The organism is Paenibacillus sp. J31R30 (assembly GCF_059692115.1).
This window is the reverse complement of the sequence record NZ_JCAUAV010000008.1, coordinates 70,824-83,677: the sequence shown is the minus strand read 5'-3', so window position 1 is coordinate 83,677 and position 12,854 is coordinate 70,824. Positions and strand designations below refer to the sequence as shown.

At 44.4% G+C, this 12,854-nt stretch carries 13 protein-coding genes; 3 read left to right on the top strand and 10 right to left on the bottom strand.

The window, feature by feature from the left end:
* The first annotated feature begins 6 nt into the window (after positions 1–6).
* Positions 7–954, top strand: coding sequence for a nickel pincer cofactor biosynthesis protein LarC (larC, locus tag AC58QO_RS23475; protein ID WP_497269768.1), 948 nt, complete (start codon positions 7–9; stop codon positions 952–954).
* Positions 955–980: 26 nt separating this feature from the next.
* On the opposite strand, the gene larC2 is transcribed toward larC, so the two are convergent.
* A complete protein-coding gene (gene larC2 / locus AC58QO_RS23470; protein WP_497269766.1) occupies positions 981–1,484 on the bottom strand; it encodes a nickel pincer cofactor biosynthesis protein LarC2 in 504 nt (167 codons plus the stop codon).
* Positions 1,485–1,582: 98 nt separating this feature from the next.
* On the opposite strand from larC2, the gene AC58QO_RS23465 reads away from it, so the two are divergent.
* Entirely contained in the window at positions 1,583–2,638 is a 1,056-nt protein-coding gene (locus AC58QO_RS23465) for a M23 family metallopeptidase (protein ID WP_497269764.1), read from the top strand.
* Between the two features lie 12 nt (positions 2,639–2,650).
* On the opposite strand, the gene yunB is transcribed toward AC58QO_RS23465, so the two are convergent.
* Entirely contained in the window at positions 2,651–3,382 is a 732-nt protein-coding gene (gene yunB, locus AC58QO_RS23460; protein ID WP_497269762.1) for a sporulation protein YunB, read from the bottom strand.
* A gap of 399 nt (positions 3,383–3,781) precedes the next feature.
* Between yunB and AC58QO_RS23455 the strand changes: the two genes are divergently transcribed.
* The gene (locus tag AC58QO_RS23455; protein WP_497269760.1) at positions 3,782–4,651 is read left to right on the top strand and encodes an IS1595 family transposase; all 870 of its coding nucleotides are present in this window, start codon (positions 3,782–3,784) and stop codon (positions 4,649–4,651) included.
* 562 nt (positions 4,652–5,213) lie between these two features.
* Here AC58QO_RS23455 and AC58QO_RS23450 read toward each other — a convergent pair.
* The 8 genes from AC58QO_RS23450 to AC58QO_RS23415 all read right to left on the bottom strand — a co-directional run bounded on the left by AC58QO_RS23450 (position 5,214) and on the right by AC58QO_RS23415 (position 12,794).
* The gene (locus AC58QO_RS23450; protein WP_497269758.1) at positions 5,214–5,777 is read right to left on the bottom strand and encodes a 5' nucleotidase, NT5C type; all 564 of its coding nucleotides are present in this window, start codon (positions 5,775–5,777) and stop codon (positions 5,214–5,216) included.
* 26 nt (positions 5,778–5,803) lie between these two features.
* On the bottom strand, positions 5,804–6,448 hold the full coding sequence (locus tag AC58QO_RS23445) for a pentapeptide repeat-containing protein (protein ID WP_497269756.1): 645 nt from the start codon (positions 6,446–6,448) through the stop codon (positions 5,804–5,806).
* 57 nt (positions 6,449–6,505) lie between these two features.
* Complete coding sequence (locus AC58QO_RS23440; protein ID WP_497269754.1) at positions 6,506–7,114, bottom strand: sigma-70 family RNA polymerase sigma factor; 609 nt, start codon at positions 7,112–7,114, stop codon at positions 6,506–6,508.
* Between the two features lie 261 nt (positions 7,115–7,375).
* Positions 7,376–8,398, bottom strand: coding sequence for an ATP-grasp domain-containing protein (locus AC58QO_RS23435; protein WP_497269752.1), 1,023 nt, complete (start codon positions 8,396–8,398; stop codon positions 7,376–7,378).
* On the bottom strand, positions 8,395–9,228 hold the full coding sequence (locus AC58QO_RS23430; RefSeq protein ID WP_497269750.1) for an HAD family hydrolase: 834 nt from the start codon (positions 9,226–9,228) through the stop codon (positions 8,395–8,397). The genes AC58QO_RS23435 and AC58QO_RS23430 overlap by 4 nt, the downstream gene beginning before the upstream one ends.
* On the bottom strand, positions 9,225–10,358 hold the full coding sequence (locus AC58QO_RS23425; RefSeq protein ID WP_497269748.1) for a cysteine protease StiP family protein: 1,134 nt from the start codon (positions 10,356–10,358) through the stop codon (positions 9,225–9,227). Before AC58QO_RS23425 ends, AC58QO_RS23430 begins: the two co-directional genes overlap by 4 nt.
* Positions 10,331–11,746 carry a phosphoribosyltransferase family protein gene (locus AC58QO_RS23420; RefSeq protein ID WP_497269746.1) on the bottom strand — a complete coding sequence of 472 codons (1,416 nt, stop codon included), beginning with the start codon at positions 11,744–11,746 and terminating at the stop codon, positions 10,331–10,333. Before AC58QO_RS23420 ends, AC58QO_RS23425 begins: the two co-directional genes overlap by 28 nt.
* On the bottom strand, positions 11,691–12,794 hold the full coding sequence (locus tag AC58QO_RS23415) for an HpcH/HpaI aldolase/citrate lyase family protein (RefSeq protein ID WP_497269744.1): 1,104 nt from the start codon (positions 12,792–12,794) through the stop codon (positions 11,691–11,693). The genes AC58QO_RS23420 and AC58QO_RS23415 overlap by 56 nt, the downstream gene beginning before the upstream one ends.
* Positions 12,795–12,854 lie beyond the last annotated feature (60 nt).

Below are 12,854 nucleotides of genomic sequence, written 5' to 3'. Positions count from 1 at the left end.
ACAACCATGCGCATTCTATATTTGGACTGCTTCTCAGGCATAAGCGGCGATATGACTTTAGGCGCTCTAGTGGACGCGGGAGCAGATCGAGCTTATATTGAAGATGAGCTTTCCAAAATCAAACTAGAGCCTTACACTTTAGAATGGAAACGCGTAGTAAAACGCGGTATTTCCGCTCTAAAGCTGGATGTCATACTCGACCCAGAGCATCCGCCTAAGCATCACAGACACTACTCAGAAATCGTCAATGTCATTCAAAAAGCAGAATTCAACGAGCGAGTTACGGCACTCAGCTTAGCTATTTTCGAAAAAATTGCAATTGCTGAAGCTAAGATTCACGGGACTCCTATTGAAAAAGTTCATTTTCATGAAGTCGGTGCCATTGATTCCATCGTTGACATCGTAGGCGTCGCATTAGCCATCGATTCTTTGCAAATCGAGCGTATTTTCTCCTCACCAGTACCATTAGGATCTGGAACCATACATATCGATCATGGTATTTATCCTGTTCCCGCTCCTGCTACACTCGAAATGATGCTAGGCTTACCCATCGCTTCGACGCACTATAGCTTGGAGATGACCACACCTACTGGTGCTGGCATCATTTCTGGGATTGTTGATGAATTCTCCAAAAGCTTCCCACCGATGGTCGTTGATAGCATTGGCTATGGCGCAGGTACGAGAGATTTGCCAAAACAGCCTAATGTGCTTCGTGTTGTGGTCGGGAAGATCGATCCTTTTATCGGCAAATGGCAAGTCAGTCATGAGCATCTGGCGCATGAGCATAGTCATGAACATACGCACACGCATGATGACCATCACCACCATCATGACCATTCACACAGCCATGCTCATGATCACAGCCACGATCACGATCACGATCATCATCATGGTCACTCTCATTCACATACTCACTCACATCATGGAGATGTCACTCCTGGCACTCCTCAATAGTCACACCAATGACAAACGCCCTTCCATCATTCTGGAAGAGCGTTTTTTTGTCTGATCTGCTCCAAAAATAACAATCTAACTTCCTCATAGACCATCTTTAGAGGGACTTCATGCATTTTAGCAACTTGTTCACATTCCTTAAATTCAGGTGCGTATTGCACTAATTTCCCAGCATGATAACCAACCTTTACAGTTAAAGGTCCCCACGGTGTTTCCACACGCTCGAATTCTCTTGCTAATCGATGACAAGAAGCATGCAGATACCGAATGCCCAGTGTAGTTGTTTCACTAAAAATAATCCCCTCGATAAGAGAAAGTCGTTCCTCATCAATGAGCACATTCAACATAATACCAGGGCGTCCCCGTTTCATAATAATGGGTATCATATACACATCATTGGCACCTGCATCAAAAAGCTTTTCCATGACATAACTCATCCACTCTGGATTCATATCATCCAAATTAGCCTGTACTAAAAGCATATGATCATCAACGTGCTCTTCTCTATGGTTAAAAGTCACTCTTTCCACCTCTTATTGGCATCATAGCAAATTTCCCGGGGCAACGAAAGATCGAAGGATAAACAAGATGACATCCGTACATCCTAAGAACTAACATTTCAGGAAGGATGATAGAGATGCAAAGCAGAGCATTTTGGTCAAAGGTTCTCGTCCTTAGCCTCCTCCTATCAACAGTCTCAACGACGCTTGTATCACATCTTGATGCAACAAGTGCTATGGCAAAAGACCAAATTGCGCCAACGCCAACTTCCCAACCAACAAAATATACACAAGCGGAACGTAAGGAGCTGTTTGAAAAAATAGGCTTACTTTCGGGCATCCCTTGGACGTACCTAGCTGCCGTTGATCAATATGAAAAAACCATGAATACCGTAAAAAAAAGAACAGTTCATCAAGGCATAACAAATATTTATTTCTCTGAGTTAAATTGGGCTGGAATGCTCAACCCAGATCCACAAGACTCGAATCTGAAAAGTATCACCTTTTTTCACGGATTAGGCCGTGACGGATCGGGAGATGGCATTGCTGATCGTACCAATGATTTGGATATCCTTGCGACAATGGCTGCCATTTTAAGTAAAAACGGAACTAAAATAGAAAACCTACAAATAAACCTTTGGCAATATTATCAAAATGCTCGAAGTGTAGATCGCATTCGGCAATTTGCAGCTATCTATGAGTCGTTGGGGACATTAGAAGCCAATGAACATGCCTTCCCCCTCCCAATTTCAGCTGATTACTCCTATCGCAGTACTTGGGGAGATAGCCGCGGCTGGGGCGGGCATCGATCTCATGAAGGCACAGATCTTTTTGCAAACTACGGCGTGCCTGTTAGAAGCACTTGCTATGGCGTCGTTGAAATTAAAGGATGGAATCCGTACGGTGGCTGGCGTATTGGCATACGTGATCTAAACAACATTTATCACTATTACGCACACCTATCCGGGTATCAAAAAAGCGTCAAAATAAACGACATTGTAAAACCAGGACAAACCATTGGTTGGGTTGGCAGCTCAGGCTATGGAAAACCAGGTACATCTGGCAAATTTCCACCTCATCTCCATTTTGGACTATATCGCGATAATGGCTCTACGGAGTGGAGTTACGATCCTTACCCGTCATTACGTAGATGGGAGCGTGAAGATCGGAATAAAAAGAAATAAAAACCCGCCCCCTCAGGGTGGGTTTTTATTTATCGTTGGTAAAGTAATACTTGGCGCGCTGCCATCCTTCGAACTCCCCACCGGATTGCCCTTATTATCATAATAATAAGTTGGAACATCCCCAACAACGAGTGAGTACGAAATTGGAATCTCTGTTTCGACGATTTCCGTTTCTGAATCGAATGGAATAATCACCGAGACTTCAGCAACAATGTGAACATATACTTCGAACATCACCATATTAATGCCGGCATTTTGCGTACGCGTATTCAAATCCACCTTCACATTTCCAACAGGGAGCAATCTTATCGGGACATCTGGCCCAAAAGAAGCGAGAATAGCACTATTCATAGCTTGCCCAATAGGAACATGTTCTGAAATGCTTTGTAAATTGTTCAGCTCACCCTGGACGGTTTTTATCGCTTCCGAAGTAATCCTCATATGCTCGTTATAATTCAACATGAAACCTGTTATTTTATTGTTTTTATCCATTTTCCAATCAATTAATTGCTCAGCATTCGTTCCTCCTGCAACATGCTCAGCAATTGCACTATTAATCGCTTGTGTTGCAAGTTGTTTAACTCTAACCTTGGCTAAATTCATCAAAGGAGGCCTGAGATTCCGTTCTACAAATATAAAAAATTGTATGCAAAACAAGACAAAGATGAGCAAACCAATCACAAGTACCTTTTTACGGCTTGTTTTCACAGTTGGTCTACTTCTCCATCGTCGTCTCTGCAGCATTCTGTTCCCCCTTTCTCTGTATACCCATTCCCAGCTTAGGTGTGCCTCAACTCATTAGTACTACCTTATGCGGACATGACCTAAAAAAGAAGAAAATACCAGCCCTTCCTTAGTTCTGCACACGCATTGTTAAAAACTTATCTGGACACATCACCAATTGTTTATCTAGTAACATCTCTAGTAGCTTTACTGGGACATTACTACTAGCTTATCTAGTATCATCTCGAGTAGCTTTTCTGGGACATTACCAAACTTATCAGCCGCTGCTATGCTCACTATCCCCTAGACTCAGAAAATAATATTTTCAAAAAAAACCTTCCAAATCATTGAAATAGGATCATACGTTTGGTATAATAATGGAAACAAATGTTCTATTTTGAATCTCGGAGGAAATACTACATGGATATTTCAAGCCTCTCCCTTGATCAGTTTCAAGCGTATTTTTCCTCTGAGGATGCTTGTATCGATTATCTATTTCAAACGAAATGGCCAGAAGGCTTCTGTTGTCCTCGTTGTGAGCATCGACATGCCTATATAACATCAACTCGAAGACTCCCATTATATGAATGCTGCCACTGTCGTCACCAAGTTTCGTTACTCTCCAGGACAATTATGGAGGGCTCACGAACACAACTTCGTAAATGGTTGTTAGCCTTTTTTCTGATTTCACGTACACATATTGGTACAACTGCTATGGAGCTCTCAAGGCTTATCAATGTTACTTACAAAACAGCCTGGCTAATCCTTCATAAAATTCGTGCCTCCATCCAACAAGCAGAAAGCCAACGTCCATTAACTGGATCCGTTCAAATTAACGCTGCAATTTATGGACGTCCGTTTAACCCGACGGTCCATAAACATCCCCAAGAGCATCTTCTACTCATCGGTTCCTCGCTCGATAATGATGGGAATTCGACTACAATCAAAATCAAACATATCCTACCTTCCCAACCTAAGAATAAGCAGATAACTCGACTCCACACCTCCTTCTTCCAGCAACACCACGTTGATCCCGCAGTGAATACAGTTGAAATCGTCACCGGTTTTTACACACCTAAACGACAACGTCCATTACTCGAAATTGCAAAACAAGCAAGCAAATGGATCAATTCTACCTTTCACGGTATCGGAGCTAAACATTTACAAACGTATCTGGACGAATTCTGCTATCGTACTAATCTGATTAATTCCAATGTTCCTATTTTTGAACATCTATTCCAACGCTGTATCATTCATAACCAATACAGCACTATATCCTCCATGGCATAGCTATGTGCAAAGTTATTATGCCACTAGCTCATCTCCCCCTCTTCAAATTACTTAACAATCACTAATTCTGCCTCCAAGTACATTCATGTTGTTCCGTTTGGATCGTATTTTCTAAGTCTCTTCCTTTGAACTCCTTTCTGAGCTTTGGGGATAGTGCCAATAGGAAGAGCGGGAAGGGAAGGGGGTAGGCGTAGAGATGTAGTTCGAGGGATCAGGATTTAAGAGGCGGGTTCGGTTTTGGGGAGGGGCGGACTTGGGGTTCAGGTCTCATGATTCAGGCGACTGGGTTTAGGATTAGGTTGGGATTCAGCTTCAAGTTTAGGTTCAAGCTTAGGTTCAGGTTCAAGCTTAGGTTCAGGTTTGGAGTTGGGGTTGGGTTCGGGTTCGGGTTTTTCATCAAAGACTCCCCGATGTACACCTGATGGTCCGATCTAAGCGCAGCAACTTCAAGCTGCTCGTTCATGCTCCATCAGCTTGAAAAAGAGGGAGAGCAAGATCTGCTCTCCCTTCAGCCAGGTGCTCGAATCGTTTTATAACGATGCGAGCGCGCCTTTTCTCTTTTTTACCCCTTCAAAAGTTCATCAAGCTCATCCCAAGACGTAATCCGCGGCAAATCCAGATGTCGATTATACGATCTATCTTTCACACAAACGTGAACAGGCAAATGGGACAGCGTCTCCAACACCTTTGGTTTATCATCAAAATAATAATCCAGCTTTAACGCCTCAATGATATGTACTTTCTCGGAATCACTCATCCCGCAGAAGAAATGTCCCTCTGCCACAGGGAAGCCATTGTCCAGCAGCCATTGTCGTGTTCGCTCCGTGTGTTCCTTATCTCTGGCTGTAATGTAGTAAACCTCGTGGCCTTGCTCCACCAACTGGTTCAGAACCTCGCGCGCATGGGGGAAGGTTGCACAGTCCGAATAATAAATTTCATCGCGCAGGCTGTGCCACAGCTTCCCGCCTTCCTCTTTGGTTAGGCCAAACGCACTGTGAATTTCCATCGTGGGCAGGGCTTGGAACACCTCTAACCCAATATTTTGCTGCAGCTTTTGATTATAAATATGAAAAGCATGCTCTCTCAGATTAATGAGGGTATCATCAATATCAAATCCAAGCTTCACCGTCTAACCCTCCATTCGCCTGGTCTTTATTCCTTTAATTTTATCCCAAAAAGACTAACAAATACGGAAGCTTGTTCTTTAGAAATAATACATCCGCGCAAATCCTCAATACTGACCCCTAAGCTTGTAAAATCACACGTGCTCAGATCGATCCCCTCCAGCTTAGCGCCAGTAAATTGCGCTTGATCTAGCTGGCAAACCTCGAATTGCACCTTTTGCAGGGTTGCTTCGTAGAAGTCAGAACTTGTTAAGGAAGAGGAATGAAATGAGATCTGTTTGAGATTAGCCATCCGGTACGTCGCGAAGTCTCCTAAGCAATCTTGAAAGAGGATATTTCGCAGTGTTGCTCCCGTAAGATCCATGCCGATGATTTTACAATTCCGAAATTCAGTTCTGTGAATCGTCGCTTCCGTAAAGTCGACATTCGATAAGTCGCATCGGTCAAAAACAACATCCGTCAGTTCAATTTCTTTCATTGCGATACGCGTAAAGGTCACATTGCGGAAAATGATTTTATCAAATGCAACCTTATAAGCCGATTGATTATCGATGACGCAGTCACTAATGATACCGGTATGAAAGCTATCCTCAGGGGCAAATTTACCTTCTTGCAAGGTAATGACGGGCAATTCTTTCGGCATTTTGGGTGCATCTAGTTTAGGATTACTCATGTGTATCTCCTTTATCATGGGGTCATAGGCAAAAAAATAAGCCTTATCGGCTTACCTTTATAAAATGATCATCGTGGATAAGCTATGCAGCATGAAAAATAAGGATCCCCATTTTCTTTTGATATAATTCCGGCCGCGGAACAGCCTTGTTTTAATCGTTGAAACAGGTAAATTCACTTCTCGACTGATGTCCTCTAAAGACATATCCAAATAATATTTGTATACAATGAGGTCTTTGTATTTATCGGGTAAATCTTGAATCATAAGTTCGACTTGGCTATTCGTTTCCTGCTCGATGAGCTGAAGTTCAGGCGTTTTCTCGTGACTCACTAACTTCTCAATCAAGGGCCGTTCATCTTGAGATGGAAACGAACTCGTATCCATGGATAGCTCTTTTTTCTTTTTCCTCATCAAGTCAATGGTGACATTCTTGCCAATACTAAAGATCCAACTGGAAAAATTTTTGGTAGCATCATATCGATGTGAATTCAAATGTGCCCGCAGGAAAGTCTCCTGAACAACGTCTTCGGAATCTGATTTATTACGAAGCATACGAAAAGCTAATCGATAAATTTTGTCCTTATAGAGCTCCAGAAGTCGATTAAACGCTTTCGCATCTCCTTGACTCCACATTGTTGCAAGTTGACTATCACTTAATTGCAGCATGTTAATTCTCCTTCACTCGTGAAACTACCTATCTCCTATTCTACCAAATCGAAGCAAAAAAAAGAAACCTTTTCAGGCTTCAAAGATGTCTATTTATCGATAAAATTGGACACATATTCCGCTTTCTCTGCACTAGCTATCACAATTAACGTTACAATAATTCCGAATAAGATAATCCCGCCTACGATCATACTGCGCACCCTCTTTGACTGATTGATACGAATGATCATCTATTATCAAAGATATGATGCGCGGCACTGATTATTCACCGAGATTCATAATAACATATTGTTCGAGGTGACTCGCCAATATGCCGAAATTCGGCTTTTGTATGTCAACCTTTTCACCCAGAAGCGATTTCACTGCTAAATACGGAAAATTAATGCCTGACAGGCAGCTAACTTGTAAACCACCGGACATTCTAGGATTAATCTCCAACAGTTTCGGAACGCCCTGATTGTACTTTATTTGAATATTATAATTAAAAGGAATGCGGTAGGTGGCTGCAACTTGATTGGCAAGCTCGATGAGCTCTGGAACTTCCTCTAATAGCCTTAATCGTCCATCTGCCTTACGACGAGGAACAGCGGCAAGCAGTTCACCCGTTGCGGAAGCCAAACAATCGATGCTGTATTCGTAGCCACCCAGTAGTTCCATCACCATAACGTCATCAAAACGTTCCACAGTCGAAAAGTTCTGGTACGCTTGCTCTTTCGTAAGATACGGCATGACTGGTCCAAACATATCATTCAGCGCATTCCGCTTATTGCTGATAATACGAAATCCATTGCCGCCTTCGCCATTTGTTGGCTTCATACAGACGCCATGGCCAGCTGCCGTTAGCGCTTCATGCGCCGCAAGAAACTGCTCCGCTGTGTTGACCACATGGTAGTCGGGAATCGCAACGATTTTCTGCGGGCGAATGCGCTCGTAAAACTTTTGCTTTTCCATGATACTTTCCAGAAGCTCTAGGTCACGGCAAACCGTTACCTTCGTGCCTATTTTTTCGAACTCATCAATATGCTTGGCAATAGCGTACATATGCAGCCTTGGGATAAATACATCAATACCATGCTGCTTGCAAAAGCCTAATGCGAACTCCACATAGTCATCGTCCCCGAGCACTGGCTCGGTATCTGCAAAATCTGCTGATCTCAGCGCCATGTGGCTGCGGTCTGGATGCGTCGCATACATCTTGAACTGAACGCCATCCTCATTATTGCGGATACTGTTCATATAATGATAAGCAACAGAAAACCAGCGGTTAAACCATACTTTTTTCATGTGGGCTCCTTTGCGAGCAACAATTTGTGCTCTCTATGTGTGGAATGTACAAATGACGTGATATCATCCGCTGCAAAAATACCGGATTCCTCGGTAAATCTATAATTCCCTGACTGTCCCATTTGCTCTTGGCGGAATAGTTCTCCATGACCTGGAGCAATGGCAAAATCAGCGACGTCTAACAAGCTCTGATCCAGAAGCGAATCTCCGGATGCGATTACCTTCCGTCCACCAAGGACTTGACTCAGGTGTGCAATCGCTGCGCCTTTGCTCACAGCTTCAGGGACGATGTATACCTTTCTTCCTTGTACGGAAGTTCGCCAGCCCATTCCCTGCAGCTGCGTGCTGAGATCGGCGATCTCCTGCAAAGGCATACGGTCACGTTCGACGATATGGGAATAGAAGAGCTCATCGCAGAAGCTTGAGCTGATTACCCAATCCTGACGCAAAACAGCGTTCATGACAGGGAGAACATCTTCTAAAGGTGCGCTCGTCTCGCTAACACGGTTTCTAACGAGATCGCGCCACTCCATATCCACTTTGCCATCAATGAGCATATTCCCCCCATTGCTAGTCACCGCATATTGAGGCTTCAGGATTTGACTAATCAGGTGAATACGCTCATATTGTACAATCGTTCGGGTTGTCACAGGGATGAAAATGAGTTCATTCATCAGCTCTTGCAGGCGTGAATACGTGTTGGAAGACATATATGATCTTACCTTGCCATCAATAAGCTCGGCGATCATAATACGATCTCCCCACTGCTCTGCACGATCTGCAGGCTGGGAGTAGATTAAGGTCTGATCTAAATCACTCGCATAAATCATTCGGCATCTCCTTTCACGGATTGTATAAGACCACAACACGAGTAAGTGAGGCCGGGATAGACCTCAACCGGTACTCCGCGTGCTTCAGCTAAAAGCAGGATATGCCGGATATGCGGATTATCCATACGGTTTACTAAGATCCGCCACGGTACTCTTCTGAGCAGGACGCGGGTCGTTTCTCCCACTCCAGGCTTAATCAGATTCATATCTGCAATCTGGTAGGTTGTCTGAATCGCTTGTATATCTCGGAAACCATGCCATGAAATCTCGGGTGGATGAGTCAAAATGTCTTGAGCAATCGCCTGAGCTTCCTCTGTCACCTCGCCGAAATAGGGCACGATCGTATCGATAAAATGATTCGATTGATCTTGATCTAGCCACTCCCTGTAATATTTAGATCCATGGAAATCATACGGACCAATCAGATCGTCACGCAACACGGTCCGGCTCATTAAACCTGAGACTGTCGAGTTCAGGCATGCGCTCGGAATGAGAAAGTCCTCACGGGTTCCGAACATATCCGTGCAATGGCCCGGATCAGCAAGCACCGCTAGATCATCGTCCAGAATGATCCCGTATTCCCTTGCCATTTTGCCGCAAGCTTGGGTAAGTACCTTACGAATGGCGCCCTTCCCAGTCCACCCGTCGATGAATTGCAATCTCGCGTTAGGGTGCTTCTGCAGCATGTACAAGAGAGCGTTCTCATCGATTCCTTTGCCACGAATAATCGAAATACTATAGTGGGGAAAATCAAGGCCATGAATATCCTGAAGATATCGCTTAATCAGAATACCGACAGGCGTGCCCGCCCTAGCCAAGGAAACCAGAACCGTATTCGGCCCCTTCTTTGCTCGGATAAGTTCGGCCACAGCCCCAACGGATACAGCTACCTTCGCTGCAGACAGTTTAAGCGTGTCTTGATATAAATTCAAATAATCGGAGGCTGGCAGATGCTCTTGTGGAAGCATTTCCGAGTAGTGCGTGCCGGACTGGATGGCACGTTCTCTGGCATCTAAGGCGACTTCCAGCTGTACCTCGCTGACATCCTTCAGTAGAAATGTCACATCAGCAGGCGAATAGCTGCCCATCGGTTGCGGCTCATCTATTGGTCGGGTTCGCCAAGCTTCCATACTTTAGCCTCCTTCCAATCGACTGTCTGCGGTGAAAAGAAGACGATATGCAAGGTGTGCAGCCCCCTTGTTTGGAGGATTCGCAGGATGGGATCCATCGCAGATGGCGAGGCCTCTCTTTCCATGAACAGAAAGAGTTCCTGATACATGCCGTTCGGGATGTTGTAGAAGAAGTGCACGACATGTTCATCCTCTGGGGAAGGAAAAGCATGACCGTATTTCACCGCATAGTCATCTTGTTCAATGACATGAATCGGGCTGCGTGTCGTCGATTGATAAGACACCCCTGCCCCCATTTCAGCCGCAATGCGCATTGGAATATACATGAACTCTCCCGTACCCACGCAGAGTGTCTTGATCCCCGTACGCATACGTTTGAGCCGCTCTGCTGTTTGCGTGATGGAACGATCCAATTGCCGGTTATTCGGAGGTGTCAGACCGAATCTTCCACTATGCTGCAAATAAGGACGATTACCAGCAAATGGCGCGTGTGAGAATAGTTGATTCACATAGGCGATTTGCAGGGTTCCTGTTCGTTCCTCTTGCAAAGGGCTAGGTGCTTGCAAGGCTAAGCTCTCGCTTGAGCCAAATACAGTCGTCCTCCCTCGTATCAGTGAAATGACATGGATCGTGATGTTTAATTCCTGCTCCAATTGAGCAAATTGCAAGATGTCTTCCTCTTTGCGCCAATCGAGCAATGCTAACACATAGTAGACTTTCTTGGGATATTTCCCTTGCAGATCGCGAATAATATTAAGTGAGGTTTTGCCCGTTGTAATCTCATCATCGACGAGGACAAGAATTTCGGGCTGCGCAAGCATCGCAGGGTCGTCCGAATAGCCATAGTGTGCCATGGCATGCGAATGCTCCTCTTCAAACTGAAGGATGGTCGGTGATTCATCAATCACTTCACGTGTCGTATGTAAATAATGACTTCCCTGTCCAAAAGCCTCATATACCGCATGACCAATGGCCGTCGCTGTCTCAGCAAACCCGATGAAAGCGATGGGCTGCTGAAGCTGTATGCGCTCAGACATGATTGTTTTATAGGCTGTTTCTGCTTTCTCCGGATATACGAGCCCCGCAATTGCTTGCTGCACCTTCTCTTCTGTCTTCGTCCCCTGTAAAGCTTGCTCCAGCAGCAACGCTAAAGTAGTTCCACTTAACAGTGAAGTGTACGGATTCACCGGGATATGCTTGCCGAGCACCTTACTCACGAACAAAAAAGATCGTTTCTTATTAATTCTCGCCGCCATCGCGAATAGCGCATCCAGCGGGATGTTATGGGGATTGGAGGTCACAGTGACGTGAAGCTCAAGATCGCCTGCGATTTTATACGTACGCTCGGTCAGGCCTACTGAATAGTCCTTCAAAGGATTGTTGTTCATGCAGCACCCCATATATTTGTGATCTTACCAGAATACGTTTCGCCCAATTGAAATGGGGTTTGAATTCATTCATCTTATTGCCGTAGGCGCTCTTCATCACCCCAAGGTCGCCATGATGATTAATCAGAATGCTCGTCGCATCTGTATACTCTTCATGTGTGACCGCATAGAGCGACTGAACCGGCTTAATGTGCGTGGGATGTATAATGGTTTTGCCGATCATGCCATTTTCCTTATCCAACATCACTTCGTGAATGAGTCCTTTCGTAGGGAAATATTCCCACACAGGTCCAGAGATCACGTTGCAAGCTTCCATTCGTCCAAAAATATTAATAATATCAGCGACACAATCCCGAATAGGCGCAATGTCATAAATGGTTCTGTCCGAACTTCTTCTCAGACCAAATAAGCTTGAAAAATCTGTAGCTCCAATTCGGATATTCAAGACCAAATCTTTAAACTTCGTGATAATGTCATTAATTGCTAGTAAAGTAGAAGTGCGGCTTTCTTTATAAATAATCGAGGCAGATTCCAGAATCGGTAATCCGTACAAAGTTGGTGCTGTTTCCGATTTCTCATCATTGTAATTTTCTAGAACTTGAAAATAATCCTCGCCATTGTCTACAGTAAATTTCGGAAATACAATGCCCGTTAGAAGGGCTACATTCTCCTCCAGCCTCTCCAGCACATAATTCAATTGATTCACGCTTCTTACGCGAACGAATATTAGCGGCAGATTATCATTGTTTAAAATACCAACATCAATCCAATGGGCGATCTGGTTCATTTGTCCGATAAGTGAATCCTCCGCAGCATGCACTTCGTTATCACCAACGGCATCCTCTAAATCAAGAACTACGGATACTAAGCCTTCAATTTTACCAAAGGCAATATCTTCTGCAAACGTACGGCGAGTCGCTGGCATGTACAAGGCAGCACCAACGGAATGAGCTAAAATGTCTTTGTGCGAATGATTATGGAAGGAATTCGGCGGTAAGTAAAATAAAGCTTTCTCTTCATCCGCTGTTAAATAATTGAAATATCGCATGCCGATTCCTCCCTCTTTTAAGAAACAATCCCTCCTTAAAGGAGGGACTGTTCATTTGCT